This is a genomic window from Fischerella muscicola PCC 7414 (assembly GCF_000317205.1).
In the GTDB taxonomy this organism is placed as follows: Bacteria; Cyanobacteriota; Cyanobacteriia; order Cyanobacteriales; family Nostocaceae; genus Fischerella; species Fischerella muscicola.
This window is the reverse complement of sequence record NZ_AJLK01000175.1, coordinates 1-15,469: the sequence shown is the minus strand read 5'-3', so window position 1 is coordinate 15,469 and position 15,469 is coordinate 1. Positions and strand designations below refer to the sequence as shown.

Below are 15,469 nucleotides of genomic sequence, written 5' to 3'. Positions count from 1 at the left end.
AGAATCTCCAGTAAAGGTAAAGATGAAGAACGTCAAGTTAGGCAAGCTTTGGGACACACTCCACTCTAGCTATTGGTTTTTGCCAACAATCATGGCAATTGGTGCAGTTGCTTTGGCGTTCGCGATGCTAACACTTGACCGGATGAGTATGTTAGCAATTGAGAAATGGTGGTGGATCTACACTGGTGGTCCTGATGGGGCGCGATCGCTACTTGAAGCTGTTGCGGGTTCGATGGTTAGCGTTACCGCTACAGCCTTTTCAATTACAATCGTGGCGCTTCAGCTGGCTGCTTCTAACTTCGGGCCTCGAATCCTGCGTAATTTTATGCAGGATACAGGTAATCAAATTGTACTTGGCACCTTCATTGGTACGTTCATCTACTGCTTGCTTGTACTTCGGACAATTCATGGAAAAGGAGATGGATACGAGCAGTTTGTGCCGCAAATCTCTGTTACGTTTGGTATCCTGCTGGCAATTGTTAGTATTGGTGTATTGATTTATTTTATACATCACGCCTCGACAATAATTCAAGCATCGCACGTTATCCAGAATGTCAGCGACGACTTAGACAAAGCCACCCGTCGGCTGTTCCCAGAAAAGATTGGACATGGTGAACCTGAACAGGAGCGGCGGGTTGCGGAAATTCCAATTTCTTTTGAGGAAGAAGCTTACCCTATTCGAGCTAACGGTACAGGTTATTTGCAAGCAATTGATAATGAAGAATTAATGCAGATTGCCCGTAAGCAGAATCTGCTGTTGCGTATCAAGTTTCGACCAGGAAAGTTTGTGATTAAGGGCAGTGATTTGGTGATGGTTTTTCCTGGAGAACGGGTGAATCAAAAACTTAGCAAACAAATCAACGATGCCTTTATTCTGGGTAAAGAACGTACTGAGCAGCAGGATGTGGAGTTTCCGATCAATCAGTTGGTAGAAATTGCTCTACGCGCTATCTCTCCTGCTGTGAACGATCCATTTACTGCAATACGCTGTATTGACAGACTGAGTGCTGGTCTGTCGGGTTTGGTGCAAAGGGATTTTCCCTCACCTTACCGCTATGACGATAACCACAAACTACGTATAATTGCGGAGCCATTTACGTTTGAGCAATTAGTTGACCGAGCTTTTAACCAGATTCGGCAGTATGCACAGTCTGATGCAGCAGTGACTATTCGTTTATTAGAAGCGATCGCCACAATTGCTACTTACACGACCAATCCAAAGCACAAGCTAGTTCTGAAGCGTCATGCTGAGATGATTTTGCGAGGTAGCCAAGAGGGGTTATCAGAAGAACAAGACCGCAAGGATGTAATTGAACGGTATTACAGCGTGATTAAAGCCTTAGAGCATTAATAGTTTGCATAGGAGAAAGACAATGATCGGTACAAATTGGCGAGGTTTTCGAGTGATTGCATGGGTGGGACAGGCTCTACTTGCAGTATTCGTAATAGTTGCAGCATTTCAAGGTAATTGGTTAAATGCCTTAGGTCTGGCATGTTTTTTGATTGTATCTTTGGTGTTTGTAATTAAAGATGACCGACTGCCAACATTATTCGATTTCCTGTTTGTCGTTGCGGCGTTGTTAAATGCTGCGGGTTGGGTCTGGGGTTTATTTTACAGCAGATTTCATCTGAGTGAGGTACAGAAGAACCCCACCTGCACTACGCGCACTCTCCCCGCAAGCGGTGAGGGTTAAGGTGGGGTGTACTCCATCTAGATGCAAAGGGCTGTATCTGCCAGGGCCGTATGACGAAATTGTTCATGCCTATACTACTTTTGCAATTACTTTGGCACTCACGGCACAATTAGTGCGAAAAAACATACTAAAATGACTAGTACAATCACAACTGATATAGTTACAGCAAAGCCTCGCTTAATGCGAAATCTTTGAAAAAGTAGACAAAATCATCAATCAGGAAATGTCAAAGTCTCATGTTCCTGGGGCTGTCATTTCTGTAGTCAAAGATGGGAAACTCTTTTTTGCTAAGGGTTATGGTTATGCCAACGTTGAGAAAAAGATACCAGTAGTTGCCGATAAAACTCTTTTTCGCCTAGCCTCTATTTCCAAGCTATTTACAGCAACAGCAGCAATGCAGTTGTACGAAAGAGGAAAGCTCGACTTGAATGCTGATGTTAATCAGTATCTTACGCACTTCCAACTAGAAAACCCTTACCCTGAAGCAGTTACGCCTGCCAGGATGATGACTCACACCGACGGTACTACTCAAAGATTGATTGGCATTGCAGCCCCCACAGCAGCCCAGATGAAGCCACTAGTAGATTACCTGCCTGATCATATGCCGCCCATTGTCTGGCGTCCGGGTAAACTATACAGCTATTCCAACCACAGCATTGTATTGTTGGGCTATTTGGTGGAAAAAATTTCCGGTATCCCCTTCATTGAATACATAGACAAATACATCTTCCAGCCATTGTCCATGCGTCGAAGTACCTTTCTTCAGCCGCCCCCGCCGCCTTTAGCTAATGATTTAGCTGTAGGCTATCAATATCAAAATGGCAACTTTAAACCAGTTCCATATTTGTATTTAAATATCGCACCTGCTGCGGCAATGAGTGCAACGGCTACAGATATGGCTCATTTTATGATTGCTCATCTCCAACTCGGTCGCTATCAAAACGAGCGGATTTTAGAGGCGGAAACTGCACGACTCATGCACGAGACACATTTTACCCAGCATCCGAAATTACCGGGTACTGGCTACGGTTTTCGTGAGCGTTTGGAAAACAATATTCGAGCGATCGGACACTTGGGCAATTTGCGCGGATATTCTAGCTCCCTGACTCTAATACCTGAACAAAATATAGGCATTTTTGTTGCCACTAACAGTTTTACTGGAGTGTATGGAAAAATCTTGAATCAGTTTTTTGACCACTATTTTCCCGTTACCAAAAAACCTGCACTTGTCAAACCGCTTACCCTTACCGATGCTCAACTTGAACGCTTCGCTGGCACTTACCGAGATTTGGAATATCCTCACCACACCTTAGCAAAGATAAGCGCGCCATTTAAACATATTAATATTAACAACTCACCGTTCGCGTAATAGAATTTGACTAAGAGGAAACAGCTTGTTCAACAGATAAGTGGCTCTTTGGAGCATTGCTGACAAAAGCTCTCCAACCAAAAGTTTTTTGAGCTTGGGCAATAGCAGTTTCATTGCGGATAACAGTCTGGATTTGATACCTAATTTTCTGTGTAATTTGTTTGGGGCGAGATGTGGGACGACCTCGACCAATGTATGTTTCTTCAACAGTTTCTTGGCACTCATAGTCGAAACTCAGTAACCCTTCAACTCGATATTGGCGCACAATTGCTGTAGCTTTTTGGAATAAAACCTGTAGGTTGTTGATTTGTCGTTTACCACGACCTTTTTGTGGAGTTAACGCCATCAACTTCTGCTGTGCGTTGTGAAGTCGCTTCTCTAATCCCTGAAACTGTTGTTTTGCAAGTGTTGGTGAGTGAACAATCAACACCCTTTCTTGCCAGCATAGTAATGGCAATCGTTCATCAACAACCTCGACATGACGACACACCTCATAGCCAGTGGCGATAGTTGTTTCAAGGACATCCAGTTTAGCCAAAAATTCTTCGTCTTTCTCTGCTCCTGTTGGGCGACCAATATGAGTTCCCCAAAGTGCAGCGCGTTACATTCCTGTTTTGATTGCTTGCGATCGCACCACTAAGCGCTCTTGTTCTGCCTTCTGCCGTAGTTCCTCTTCTATGCGCTCCTCAATTTTACTTAAGGAGCCATCTTTAATATCGATTTCAAATTGCTCAAAAACTTTGGGTTTCAAAGTACGCAAATCACGCATTACGGAGCTTATATGATCAAACTTGAAGTATTCGGTAAGCGTACCGATAGAATAATTAAATTCCTGGTAGCGGTACTTAAAGTACTTTTCAACACTTCCCCAATGCGACCACGTACCCAAAACTTGAATAGAAACGTTTTGGAAATGACCGCGCAACTCACGTAGCACTTCCTCTACACGTTCATTAATTGGTCTAGCGGTAACACCAATTTTATGTAACCTCTGCCCTAGAGCATTCACCTCTAAAAAATAAAGTGTTTGGGATAGCAAGCGCTTAATTTGAGCGCGATACAGTTGCAGGTCAATAATTCGTTCGCGTAACGCCCCTGAATTACTCCGGTATGCGTCACTAACTGCATCCTCAAATTTCATCAACTTAAATTTAAAACTACCTCTTTGGAAGATAGTAAACTTAGCCAGTGGCATTTTACCAATTGCTATTTCTCCTTGGTTTGTGAAGTCATATTTGCACAGCTGGCGCTTGTAAGGATTCCAATATATAACATCCTTTTTAGCTAAAGGTCTTAAATCATCGCGGCTAAAATCCTCTCCATCCCAAAATCGCTTTAGTATTTCCAACTCTGGAATCGTTAAGAAGACTCCAAACTTATCGTACAACGGCAGTGTCGGCGCATCGTCAGGAGTGCGCGAGCCAACTGCACGACAAGTTTCTCCCATATGGGCAAAGTGAGACTCCTTGATTCGCCCTTTCTTTGCAATCAGATCCCCGCCGCAGTAAGGACACTTGAGGTTAGTCTTCCCGCGAGGTACATCATCAATCTCAACAAGGTTGCCATCTGTATCTATACCGTATTTCAGCCACATCACAGACACCCTTTATTTGATACATTTGGTAAATGCAGTTTTGATATCACCTAACTTAAACAAAGAGATATTTTTACCGTATCAAAAAAAGATGGCTGCAAGATTAAGGTTTAAAAACATTTTTGGCTAGAAAGAACTCCAACATGATTGATGTTTTGCTCACAAAGAGCCATTACAATCAAGCTAGACTGTCGTCCATTTTAGTTACATCCTCACACATGACAGAACAAACTCATCGGAAAGCTTTATGCCTGGCACTGCGAGACCTTCGCGAGCAAAGCGGACTAACTCAAGAGCAATTGGCACAGAAGCTCGAAGTCACTCAAAGCTGGGTTTCTAAGCTTGAGAATGCACAGCACGATCACACCTTTGAGTCAATTATTGCGTACTTATATGCTCTAAATCCTGAATTTGAGTTTGAAATTTCGTTCCGAATTAACGGAGAAACAATCGCTACTGCTTCTACTGACCTATTAAAACTACTAGAGTGATTAAGCTCATCCCCGGAAGACAGCGCTCCTTAATTTGGTAGTGTTACAGAAGTGTTGATTTACTCCTCAAATTTCCACTCCAAACTCATATTTATTTATATACAGTCCGAGTACGACATCATGCATAATAACTGATTTTGAGAAACAAATAGTCTTCCTAGCTAAGCGTTTTATTCTTGTTCTTAAAGTTAAATGTTTCCTCTCAATTTTTTGCATTTTATACTTATTAATTTGATGTTGTTCTTTAGTTATATGCCTGGAGCAAGTCGGTAATTTATCTGTGTAAAACTTTTGTACTCCAAACGGCTTTAGTAATTCTTTAAGCTGGATAAAAACTTCGTCTTGACGATTTCCTAAGATATAAGCTAATACTTGACCAGAATTATGGTCTATTGCCTGCCACAGCCAACGTTTATTTGATTTATTGCCCACAAAGCTGTACATTTCATCAACTTCAGCTTTTTGGACATCTGATTTAGATACTTCGCTGTTTGGGACTCGATATATTTCTACTTCTACATATTCTGGGTTAAGCTGAGCTAGTAACTTTCGATTCACATTTTCTATTTTTCTTTGTTTTTTTTAGTTCGCTCAACACAGTCACTGGACTAATTTTCAAAGTACGAGCTGTATCTGTTATACCACTTCCATTCACTGCCATTGCGGTGATTTTCTCTTTTACTTCTTTACGACTACCGTAATAAGGATGAGCTTCCAGTGTAAAAGTCTTATAAGGACATTCTGGATTTTTGCATATATATCTTTGTTTGCCCGTACTAGTACGACCATTGCGACAAATATTGGCATTCTGACAGTGAGGACATCGAATTGGTATGAGAATCATTACTCAAGTAATTTTTTATTTCATGTGATACTTATTTCCCTATTATATAACTACTTTTCAACACGTCTGTAACACTACCTAATTCTTGCCTATCTCCCCCGAAAAAAATCCCTCTCTTCAATTCAGCTTTAGAATAGCAACCTTGTTATTCAACGTCAGCGGCAACCACAGCAAACCAGCTTTTGGTTGATAATAAAAGTCGGCTGGTCCGTTAATTTCGATTGGTAGCTTGAGTAAGTCTGCTTTCTTGGTGTTGGCATTATAGATGTAAATCGCTCCCGGCGTTGGCTTTTGAATTCCCACCCAATCTGAGTAGATTAATCGATTGTCTTTGAGAAGGCCAATTCCATCAAAGAAACCAGGCAGGACACTAATCTGCTCAAATTGTACAGTAGGTTTAGCCATAGTAAGTTTATAGATACCCCCCTTGCCATTAAAATTTTCTCCTAATCCGACAATATATATGCTCTTGGTTTGACTATCGTAGCTGATACCATTGGCTCCTGGAATATGACCTGATAGAGCTACAAATTGTTTACTGGGAAGAGAGATTTTATAGACAGTTCCGGTATCTGAAGCCGAGGCTAGTAGAGTGTTTTTATCTATTGTTGCCAAGTCATTTAGAAAGGATGTCTTGGCAGATAAGTCCAAAGAAAAGACTTGTTTACCGTTTTGGAGGTTGAAACCAACAATCCGATCTATATCAGCTACATAAAGAACGTTATTAACTACGGCTAAGCCTTTTGGAGCATTCAATGTTCCTTTCGGGTTGAAGAACTTGCGTTTGACAGTTCCATCTGCTGATAATTCAGTAATGAAGCCATCTCCATCTTTGGCAGTGGGTTCCATCTTTTCACCAATGTTGGAGACAAAAATTCTTCCTGTGGAATCAGCAGTAATACTTTCAGGATGTGAAAATCCCTCTATTAGGTTTGCTGCCTCAGCAGGGTTGACGATTAGCAAAGATAGGGAAAGGAGAATTCCCAGATAATAAACTAACTGAAAGAAATTCGGTTGCATTGTTATCGTTGCCTATTTTACTAACTTTCAAAAACTATATAAATATAAACTTTGCCAACAAAGGAACTATTTCGGAGTGGTAATATTTAGTAAACTTTTTGCCTCTCCACCGATCGCTCCCACTTCAACTCCATCAAATGTCGTATCACATGCAACAGATTTCCAAGTATCAAGTTCTTCTTTAACTGACTTGAGCTTAGCATCAATGGCGTTGACAGCATCTGCTCCCAGAACTAACCTCAAGGGTGGGTGGTTACTTGTAACGGCTTGCATAATGGCAAGAGCTGCTTTATCTGGATCGCCTGGTTGTTTGCCGTTCATATTGTGAATCCATTGCAGAAATTCACCACTAGTAGAGGCATAATCGTCGATGAGTGTATCAGGTGTAACTAGCGATCGCCCATTGAAGTCTGTGCGGAAAGCACCAGGTTCAATAATTGTTACTTTAATCCCCAGTGGAGCCACTTCTTGAGCTAGTGCTTCTGATATTCCTTCCAATGCAAACTTGGTGCCGCAATAAATTCCGGTTCCCACAAATGACACAAAACCAGCTACCGACGAGACATTGATGATATGACCATGGCGCTGTTTTCGCATTACCGGAAGTACTACCCGCATGACATCGAGCGCTCCAAAGACATTGGTCTCAAATTGCTGTCGGATCACCTCATCACTGAATTCTTCTATAGCTCCCAAAGCACCGTAGCCAGCGTTATTAACCAATACATCAATACGACCAAAGGCATCAAGGGCGGCATTAACCGCATTACGAACTTCCTGTGGTTTAGTAACATCCAGTTGAACAGGTTTCACTGTCTCTGGGTAGTGAGTGACAAGGTCACTGAGTTGCTCTGGTTTACGGGCTGTTGCCACAACGCGATCGCCATGCTTGAGTACTGTCTCGGTCAAAGACCGTCCGAATCCAGTTGAGCTACCAGTGATCAACCAAACTTTTTTCGTATTCTCAGCCATGATTAAATTTATATTTATTCTCAAATGAATTCCCTACTGCAACCGCTTTCGACCTTATCACACCGTCAAATTCCGTTCCTTAAACACTTCTTTGGCAGTATTTATGGCATTCTGAACAACAGGAAAGCCAGCGAAAGGCAACATATGAAGAATTGCCTCAATAATTTCCTGTGTGTTAGCACCGACGTTGAGCGCACCATTAATATGAACTTTAAGAGGATCTTGCACTGCTGTCGTACCTATTGCAGTTAGTGCGGCAACTGTGGCAAGTTGCCTTGTCCTCAAATCCAAGTTAGGGCGCGAGATGATATCCCCATAGGCAAACTCGACAATATAGCGTCCTAGTTGGGGAAGAATATCGTTGAAACTCCGCACAACTGCTTCACCAGATGCTTTGGTAACTCTCCCTAAAGTATCTAGTCCACGCTCATAACGAACTTGTGAAGTTTCTGTTGTGTACTTTGTAACAGCAAAATTACTTTCCACGTAATTTTGCTTTTGCTGATAGTACTCCTGAAACACTTCCTGAGCAATGTTAGTACTGGTGATCGCAGCAGACCAGCCGACATAGACACTCATCTGCATCAGCAATTCAACAATCTCCTGCTGAGTGCAACCGACATTGAGAGCAACTTTGATGTGAAACTTCAGCAAGGACTGCTGATTACCAATAGCAGTAAGAGCTGCGACTGATGCGATCGCTCGCGACTTGTGACTTAATCCAGGACGTGACCAGATATCACCATAAGCAAACTCAATAATGTAATGAGCCAGATCGGGAGCAATATCAGTGAACTGTTCAGCTATCTGCGTACTGTTTTCGCCGACAATCTCCTCTAGATTTTTTATGCCTCGCTGATAACGGCTTTCATCCTGTTCCGTTTGGGCAACGTCAATATTTGTAACAATGTTACGCTCCCTAAATACCTCACGAACAACATTAATACCATTTTGTGTAGCAGGGAAACTGCGGTAGATAATTACATGTAGGATTGTTTCTAAGACCTCTTGAGGGGTACAGCCGACGTTAAACATACCATTAATATGGTGTTTTAGCTGCGTTTGAGCGTTACCAAGGACAGTCAATGTGGCAACATTAGCGATCTCTCGGTACTTTAGATCTAAGCCAGGACGGGAAAAGATATCCCCATAAGATTGTTCTATATAAAAGCGTACTAGATCAGGAGAGAAGACTCGAAGGCTAATGAACGTACTGTCATCAGTCCCTGCACCAGCGATTTTGTTCAGTACCTCCAGACCACGTTTGTAACGATCCCGAGAATGTGGAAGATAGGCATTGCTCTGGTTTGCTCTAACACTGGTGGTAAAGGCAATAAAAGCTGATGGTAGGGCGGTAAATGTAGCTAACATTTCTATAAACTTTCGTCGCTTCCACGCTAGGCTTTTGCATGTCTGATTGGGTATTACCTTCTTATATAGTTTCATAAGTTTCTCTTGACTTGGATCGGGGTATTTTGAAAGCGGCGCTCAGGAATTTCTGTCAAAAATTTATCCATACAACGTTCTGCAAGAGCAGCAATAGTAAAGGAAGGATTTGTACATCCTGCTGAACCAGCAATCAGTGCACCATCAACAACATAAAGTCCTCTATAACCCAATACCCGTCCATAAAAATCACAAGCTTTCCCCAAAACTGCACCTCCTAATGGATGAGCAGTTAGCCCAGGAGTCACCATTGTTGTAGGTTGGCTACTTGAGGTAGTATTTGCCCGATCTAACAGGCTATAAGTAAATTCTGCTGCTTGCTTGACTTTTTGAACTTCCAAAAACTCAGAGGGCCAGAACAATCTAACTGAATCTGTAGCCGCTTCATAACTGAATTTTCCAACAGCTGGTGGGATACCCATACTGAGAGATGGCAAAGTTCCCTCAGGAGCGTTCCAAATGGGAGTAGTAACTAAAGCCGTTGGACTAATTGGATTATCATAGTGTTCAATAACAGCAACAGCTGGTCCTCCTTCACCTGGATTATTAGGAGGCATACCAGTACGATTACCAGAAGCATCTCCGTTATCTCCCCAAAAGAGACCAATATTAGAATTTAACCTGGGCAATGTACCTAACGCTTTGGATTTGACCAATAATGCCGAAGTTCCCATAGAACCAGCTGCCATAAATAAATAGCGACAAGCAAAAGATTTCCTTCGGATAACTTCGCCAGAGTCGTTGATTTGATTAGACAAAACACGGAAGCGATACCCAGAATTGGAGGGGGCTTCAGTAATCAATGTGACTATGTGTAATGGGAGAATTTTCACATATCCTGTTGCTTCTGCTCTCGGTAAGTAGTTCTGATCTAAGCTTTTTTTAGAGCCACTGTTGATGCCATACCATATTTCGCCAATGATAGTGGAAGCTACCTTAGTTCCATTAATTTCTTGGCGGACTATATCCCAGTCTAAAGCTATATCTAGTAAATGGTTTGGCAATCCCGCTCTACTTGCCTGCTCCATAAATACGCGTGGAGATTGATAGAAGCTACTAGCTAATATGTCTTCTGGAATCACTGATGGCTGGAGTATTGCTCGAACGCGAGGGTAGTAAATTTTATCCATTTCCTCGTAACTGATTGCACGAGGAAGAGATTGATAGAATAATTTGTGTGGGGGTTGATAAGTAACACCATTGTAAACTAGCGAACCACCCCCAACTCCAGCACCACATAGAACAGAAATTCCATATTCATCTTTTCGTTCTAGAACCCCCGTGTAGATATCTATAGGTACTGGTTCAAACATTATTGTTTTCGGACTGAGCCAGGTAGAACGGCCATCAGGTTTGCGGTAAGTAGCAAAAGTATCTTGGGCAGAAGTAATTGGCCATGCAAGACCTCGCTCCAGTACAATTGTCTCAATACCGGCTTCTCCTAAACGTAGGGCTGCAACTGCTCCACCAAAACCACTACCAATAACAATAGCGTCTACTAGTTCATCACTAGCATTTGCATATGTATAGTACGAATAGTATAGAGGAGCTGCTAAACCAATAGAAAACATAGTAGCTTGAAGCAAACTACGACAATTAAATTTGTAGTGAAGCATAATCCTTCTGACTTTCAATTAATTAATATTTTTTGACATATTAATTTCACTCTCACTCTATTTAAAGTTTAAAGTATTTAGTTGAGGCTATTTTCTTTTATTATTAACTATCCTGAAAATCAGACAAATTTGGGAGAAAGCAGAAGGCAAATTTTAATTTTCCCTATTTAAATCACAATCTAGTTTAGTGATTAATAAAATTCCTCAAATTAATAGATTGGGATTGTGTAAATGCCCTCTGCCTATCTAGCGCTCCGCGTCTAAATGGATTTGCTTTCTCAAATTTTTGACTTCTTAAACATGATTAAGAGATGGTAATAACAACTTTTCCAAAGTGACAACCCTGCTCTAAATATTCAAATGCTTTTTGGGTTTGTTCTATGGGGAAAATCTTGTCAATGACTGGATGAATTTTATTAGTTTCGATTCCCTGATTCATCGTCTCAAAATTTTCTTTTCCCCCTACTTCCATGCCTTTAATTGTAGCTTGTCGGTGTAATAGTGTTAATGTATTAACACAGGTATTAAAGCCATCTAACAAGCCTACTATCGAGATATGACCCCCCATGCGGAGTACGTTAAGTGATCGCTGCAAATTTTGACCACCTACTGTCTCAACAATGACATCAACTCCATTGTTGTAAGTAAATTCATTTACAATTGCTTCCCAATCAGGCGTTGTTTTGTAGTTAATCAATAGGTCAGCACCCAACTGTTGCGCCCGTTTGAGTTTTGCATCACTGCTGGAAGTGATAATCACCTGTGCGCCTCGCGCTTTTGCAAATTGCAGCGCAAAGATAGATACACCACCTGTTCCATGCAACAATACTGTTTCATCCGCTTGCAAATTACTGTATTGCAGTGCATTCCAAGCGGTTAGTCCGGCTATTGGTAAAGTTGATCCTTCAGTAGAAGAAAGATGCGTTGGGCTATGAACAAGCTGATTGGGGTGGAAGCATTTATATTCCGAGATTTGTCCTGGAATTTTACCCAAGCCTTGTCGAGTTGAATAGTCTGTTGTTTGGCGAGTAGGTTTGCCATTCAACCAATCAGGAATAAACGTAGTCACAACCTGATCACCAGGTTGAAATGCTGTAATCCCCTCACCTACCTGTTCCACAACACCTGCTCCATCACATACAGGAACATAAGGCAAAGATAGATTTGGATCTAGCAACCCTTTAACTACAAGTAAGTCCACATAGTTGAGGGAAACCGCTTCCATTTTGACTAGTATTTCCCCTCTGGTTGGGTTGGGTTTTGGTAGCTCCACAAGTTGCAAGTTTTCGATACCAAATCCATCACAAAGTTCAATTGCTTTCATCACGTTACCTCTATACTTTCATTTCAAGGATTCGAGCATAGATGATGAGGTAGAGTTTTCCATTACGTCATTAGCAGCATTTGCTGGCAGCATAAACCGACGAATCAAGAAGCGATCAGGAATTTCTTGTTCCTTTCCTGGCAAGAGGCGATGACGGATTCGTGCTTCAGTCACCCAAACCTCGCGACCTGCCAAAGTCAAGTTGACTGGTGATTCCATACCTGATGCAATAATTTCGATTGACTTGGGCTTAGTTCCTGAGGAAAGTGCATCAATGCGTAAAAGGCGACCATTACCGCTGGCGACAGCACCTTCTGTAACTATTAAGGAACCATCAGGTGCAAACTGCATTCCATCAGGGTTTTCCAACTTGCGCTCAAGGGGTATAGCTTCAACTTTTACACCACCTCGGGACTGAGGTATAACTTTGTATAAATTTCCACTGGAGAACAATCCTACAATGGTAACTCCATCGGATCTACGAGCAATTCCCGACAGCCCTAATTCATTGGAGGCGAACCTTTTATCCTCTGCCCAAATTTGTAATTTATCTGCTCCAGGTGCAAGATAGTAGATACGAGGACGCATACTATCTGTAAGATAAACACCTCCATTTGCATCCAGTGCCATATCATTTCCAAATCCACCATCGGGCATCAAAATGACGCGCAAAACTTTCCCTGTACGGGTATCAATTGCAAAAATCCGGTGTGGGCGGCGCGTCATTTTACCATTTGAATCACGAACTCCCAGAAAATCAGGAGAAGTTCCCCAGAGGATTCCTCGTTGCTCGTCTAGCCGCAGAGCTGTGGCAGCAAAAACTTCATCACTTCCAGGAAAGAAAGTTTTGAGTTCGCCTTTTGGGCTGATACGCAGTATCCGTCCACTTACAATCGAACCGATATACAACGTACCATCACTAGCACGTGTAATTCCATTTGGGTACTGGAAATTAGCAGGCAGATTGATAGGAGTTAATGTGCGTACCTCTGCTGCAACACATTGAACTGAGCTAACAGTAAAGACCACAAGTGCAGCTGTATGCAGAAATGTCTTAAAGATAAAATTAGACATACTGTTATACTGTATCGTTTGTTCTACTCAACTGCTAATTCTGAAAATTTCCCAACCAGCATTAACAAACTCTGGTGTCTTCAAGTTCAAGCCAGGTTTTATCTTCTTACACTACAGACCGAATTAATTGATTACTATTGTTGCTAAAAAATTCAAGTGAAATACCACGGTTGAAGTATTCGTTGATATCGACTATCTGACCATTCAGATCACTCCGAATTATATCGATCACAACCGCAGCTGGAATTTTGGGATCGCGAAGCATACCTTTGTTATAAAATCCTTGGAAAAGATTGTGCATAGCCTCACCTACAACCTCTACAGGAGCTGAGCGAGCTTCTGCTTGCATTGCTGTATCGATTGTCCCCGGACGAAAGGCGTTCATTTTGACACCAGTTCCTTCTAGTTCGGCTGCCAAATTCAGAGTCATCATCTCTAAAGCAGCTTTACTTGTAGCATAAGCATTTCCACTTGGTGTACCTGTACCCGTGGCAGCAACGCTTGATATGTTAACAATTCGTCCCCAACCTTGTTTAATCATGTTGGGTAGGACAACATGGATGCATCGGAAAGCACCGTTTAAATTGATTTTAATAGTGCGTTCCCAAGCTACTGGATCAATTTCCACAGTACGTCCGAGTGGCGCAATAATCGCTGCGTTGTTTACTAATATATCGACAGAACCTAGTTGCTCAGCAACTAAAAGGCAAGCTTTCTCAATTGCATCAGCCTCGGCCATATCACATTGAATCGGAAAAGCTTGACCTCCTAATTTTTGAATTTCATAGGTTACATCTAAAATTTCTGCTGATGTCCTGGCTATAACACCAACCCTTACACCTGTCTTCGCCAGTGCTAAGCAAACAGCTCGACCTAGCCCCCGTCCGCCCCCTGTGACAATTGCAGTTTTACCTTGGAATGATAATTTCGATGTCATTACCGTGTTTTTTGCTGTCAGTTAGTTAAATATCTTAACTAATGTATCCAAATTAATAATCATAGTTATGTGCATTTCAATGTTGCATGTGGTGCATTAATAGTTAATAAACATATATATACTTTTTAGGCAGCAATATAGAATGAGGCTGTAACAGTGCATGATCGAAGATCGTTTTGAATCTATTCGTAGCTTTGTAGTCGTTGCCCAAAGACTTAGCTTTGTTGAGGCTGCTGATACACTGCGCGTTGATCCATCTACTTTGAGCCGACGAATTCAACGTCTAGAAGAAACACTAGGTGTCCGGCTGTTCAACCGTAATACCCGTCGCGTTGTACTTACAGAAGCTGGTGCAATTTACTTTGAGCGTTGCTTAGACATTCTTGCAAGATTAGATGAGGCTGATGCAACAATATCTAGTCTGTCTGGGGAACCACGGGGATTGTTGCATGTCACATTACCTGTCACCTTTGGACAAAGGCATATTGCCCCAGTGCTACCAGAGTTTTTAACTCTTTACCCACAAATCAGCGTTGACATATCATTTAGTGATCGATTTGTCGATGTATTAGAAGAAAATGTTGATGTTGCTATCCGTATAGGCAAACTGAGAGATTCACAACTTATTGCACGCAGATTAGCTCCTAACCGCCGTGTTTTATGTGCTTCTCCAGATTATCTCAACCATTATGGATACCCAAAGAAGCCAAAAGATTTGGAAAAGCACAATTGTCTAATTTTTTCGTTGCTTGCTACGGGTGACACATGGCATTTATCGTGTGGAGATAAACAGGTAGTTGTTCCAATTCAAGGCAGGATCAGGTCTGATAATGCTGAAGCATTGTATCGAGCAGCTTTGAATGGCTGTGGTATAGCATTATTAGCTACCTTTATCGTGGGCGAAGACTTAAAATGCGGACGACTGTTGACTATCCTTGATGAATGGACTTCACCAGAGACTGATATTTTTGCTGTATTTGCACCAGGAAGATATATCCCTTCTAAAATACAGGCTTTTGTTGACTTTTTAGTCAAGCGGTTTCGTGGAGTTCCTTACTGGGATTAACGAAAGTATTCTCAACAAGATC

Annotated in this window: 15 protein-coding genes and 1 pseudogene; 5 read left to right on the top strand and 11 right to left on the bottom strand. The window is 41.8% G+C overall.

The annotated features are described in order from the left end of the window. Positions 1 to 22 precede the first annotated feature (22 nt). The 3 genes from UYI_RS0127810 to UYI_RS33605 all read left to right on the top strand — a co-directional run bounded on the left by UYI_RS0127810 (position 23) and on the right by UYI_RS33605 (position 3,063). Positions 23 to 1,351 (top strand): DUF2254 domain-containing protein, encoded by a 1,329-nt coding sequence (locus UYI_RS0127810; protein WP_016869962.1) that lies wholly within the window; start codon positions 23 to 25, stop codon positions 1,349 to 1,351. Between the two features lie 22 nt (positions 1,352 to 1,373). Next, positions 1,374 to 1,694: a hypothetical protein gene (locus UYI_RS33610; protein WP_016869961.1), complete on the top strand. Its 321-nt coding sequence runs from the start codon at positions 1,374 to 1,376 to the stop codon at positions 1,692 to 1,694. Positions 1,695 to 1,881: 187 nt separating this feature from the next. Next, positions 1,882 to 3,063 (top strand): serine hydrolase domain-containing protein, encoded by a 1,182-nt coding sequence (locus tag UYI_RS33605; RefSeq protein ID WP_308410446.1) that lies wholly within the window; start codon positions 1,882 to 1,884, stop codon positions 3,061 to 3,063. A 19-nt stretch (positions 3,064 to 3,082) separates the two neighbouring features. Here the strand turns inward: UYI_RS33605 and UYI_RS0127795 are convergent. Together UYI_RS0127795 and UYI_RS33600 are read right to left on the bottom strand one after the other, a co-directional pair. After that, positions 3,083 to 3,592, bottom strand: a pseudogene (locus tag UYI_RS0127795) (IS1634 family transposase); the annotation flags it as partial. Positions 3,593 to 3,664: 72 nt separating this feature from the next. After that, complete coding sequence (locus UYI_RS33600) at positions 3,665 to 4,657, bottom strand: competence protein CoiA family protein (RefSeq protein ID WP_016869958.1); 993 nt, start codon at positions 4,655 to 4,657, stop codon at positions 3,665 to 3,667. A 218-nt stretch (positions 4,658 to 4,875) separates the two neighbouring features. Between UYI_RS33600 and UYI_RS33595 the strand changes: the two genes are divergently transcribed. Further along, positions 4,876 to 5,148 (top strand): helix-turn-helix domain-containing protein, encoded by a 273-nt coding sequence (locus tag UYI_RS33595; RefSeq protein ID WP_016869957.1) that lies wholly within the window; start codon positions 4,876 to 4,878, stop codon positions 5,146 to 5,148. 66 nt (positions 5,149 to 5,214) lie between these two features. Here the strand turns inward: UYI_RS33595 and UYI_RS38460 are convergent, their stop codons facing one another. The 9 genes from UYI_RS38460 to UYI_RS33575 form a co-directional block, all read right to left on the bottom strand. Then, complete coding sequence (locus UYI_RS38460) at positions 5,215 to 5,706, bottom strand: IS1 family transposase (RefSeq protein WP_016869956.1); 492 nt, start codon at positions 5,704 to 5,706, stop codon at positions 5,215 to 5,217. Continuing rightward, positions 5,678 to 5,992: an IS1/IS1595 family N-terminal zinc-binding domain-containing protein gene (locus UYI_RS38455; RefSeq protein WP_016869955.1), complete on the bottom strand. Its 315-nt coding sequence runs from the start codon at positions 5,990 to 5,992 to the stop codon at positions 5,678 to 5,680. Before UYI_RS38455 ends, UYI_RS38460 begins: the two co-directional genes overlap by 29 nt. Positions 5,993 to 6,109: 117 nt before the next feature. Continuing rightward, positions 6,110 to 7,012: an SMP-30/gluconolactonase/LRE family protein gene (locus UYI_RS0127770; protein ID WP_016869954.1), complete on the bottom strand. Its 903-nt coding sequence runs from the start codon at positions 7,010 to 7,012 to the stop codon at positions 6,110 to 6,112. Positions 7,013 to 7,078: 66 nt separating this feature from the next. Then, positions 7,079 to 7,984, bottom strand: a complete 906-nt coding sequence (locus UYI_RS0127765; protein WP_016869953.1) for an oxidoreductase — start codon at positions 7,982 to 7,984, stop codon at positions 7,079 to 7,081. Positions 7,985 to 8,041: 57 nt separating this feature from the next. Continuing rightward, complete coding sequence (locus UYI_RS34285; RefSeq protein WP_081589271.1) at positions 8,042 to 9,430, bottom strand: carboxymuconolactone decarboxylase family protein; 1,389 nt, start codon at positions 9,428 to 9,430, stop codon at positions 8,042 to 8,044. Continuing rightward, complete coding sequence (locus UYI_RS33580) at positions 9,427 to 11,046, bottom strand: GMC oxidoreductase (RefSeq protein WP_016869951.1); 1,620 nt, start codon at positions 11,044 to 11,046, stop codon at positions 9,427 to 9,429. Before UYI_RS33580 ends, UYI_RS34285 begins: the two co-directional genes overlap by 4 nt. A 304-nt stretch (positions 11,047 to 11,350) precedes the next feature. After that, positions 11,351 to 12,370, bottom strand: a complete 1,020-nt coding sequence (locus UYI_RS0127750) for a zinc-dependent alcohol dehydrogenase family protein (protein WP_016869950.1) — start codon at positions 12,368 to 12,370, stop codon at positions 11,351 to 11,353. Between the two features lie 18 nt (positions 12,371 to 12,388). Beyond that, positions 12,389 to 13,444 (bottom strand): Vgb family protein, encoded by a 1,056-nt coding sequence (locus UYI_RS0127745; protein ID WP_016869949.1) that lies wholly within the window; start codon positions 13,442 to 13,444, stop codon positions 12,389 to 12,391. Positions 13,445 to 13,550: 106 nt separating this feature from the next. Then, a complete protein-coding gene (locus UYI_RS33575; RefSeq protein WP_016869948.1) occupies positions 13,551 to 14,381 on the bottom strand; it encodes an SDR family NAD(P)-dependent oxidoreductase in 831 nt (276 codons plus the stop codon). 160 nt (positions 14,382 to 14,541) lie between these two features. Here UYI_RS33575 and UYI_RS0127735 point away from each other — a divergent pair, with 160 nt between their 5' ends. After that, the gene (locus tag UYI_RS0127735) at positions 14,542 to 15,447 is read left to right on the top strand and encodes a LysR family transcriptional regulator (protein ID WP_016869947.1); all 906 of its coding nucleotides are present in this window, start codon (positions 14,542 to 14,544) and stop codon (positions 15,445 to 15,447) included. Positions 15,448 to 15,469: the final 22 nt, after the last annotated feature.

What these genes read in the sequence shown, in the direction of transcription:
- UYI_RS0127810 (WP_016869962.1), top strand. Translation starts at nt 23, where the DNA reads ATGAAGAACGTCAAGTTAGGCAAGCTTTGGGACACACTCCACTCTAGC.
- UYI_RS33610 (WP_016869961.1), top strand. Translation starts at nt 1,374, where the DNA reads ATGATCGGTACAAATTGGCGAGGTTTTCGAGTGATTGCATGGGTGGGA.
- UYI_RS33600 (WP_016869958.1), bottom strand. Translation starts at nt 4,657, where the DNA reads ATGTGGCTGAAATACGGTATAGATACAGATGGCAACCTTGTTGAGATT.
- UYI_RS33595 (WP_016869957.1), top strand. Translation starts at nt 4,876, where the DNA reads ATGACAGAACAAACTCATCGGAAAGCTTTATGCCTGGCACTGCGAGAC.
- UYI_RS38455 (WP_016869955.1), bottom strand. Translation starts at nt 5,992, where the DNA reads ATGATTCTCATACCAATTCGATGTCCTCACTGTCAGAATGCCAATATT.
- UYI_RS0127770 (WP_016869954.1), bottom strand. Translation starts at nt 7,012, where the DNA reads ATGCAACCGAATTTCTTTCAGTTAGTTTATTATCTGGGAATTCTCCTT.
- UYI_RS0127765 (WP_016869953.1), bottom strand. Translation starts at nt 7,984, where the DNA reads ATGGCTGAGAATACGAAAAAAGTTTGGTTGATCACTGGTAGCTCAACT.
- UYI_RS34285 (WP_081589271.1), bottom strand. Translation starts at nt 9,430, where the DNA reads ATGAAACTATATAAGAAGGTAATACCCAATCAGACATGCAAAAGCCTA.
- UYI_RS33580 (WP_016869951.1), bottom strand. Translation starts at nt 11,046, where the DNA reads ATGCTTCACTACAAATTTAATTGTCGTAGTTTGCTTCAAGCTACTATG.
- UYI_RS0127750 (WP_016869950.1), bottom strand. Translation starts at nt 12,370, where the DNA reads ATGAAAGCAATTGAACTTTGTGATGGATTTGGTATCGAAAACTTGCAA.
- UYI_RS0127745 (WP_016869949.1), bottom strand. Translation starts at nt 13,444, where the DNA reads ATGTCTAATTTTATCTTTAAGACATTTCTGCATACAGCTGCACTTGTG.
- UYI_RS33575 (WP_016869948.1), bottom strand. Translation starts at nt 14,381, where the DNA reads ATGACATCGAAATTATCATTCCAAGGTAAAACTGCAATTGTCACAGGG.
- UYI_RS0127735 (WP_016869947.1), top strand. Translation starts at nt 14,542, where the DNA reads ATGATCGAAGATCGTTTTGAATCTATTCGTAGCTTTGTAGTCGTTGCC.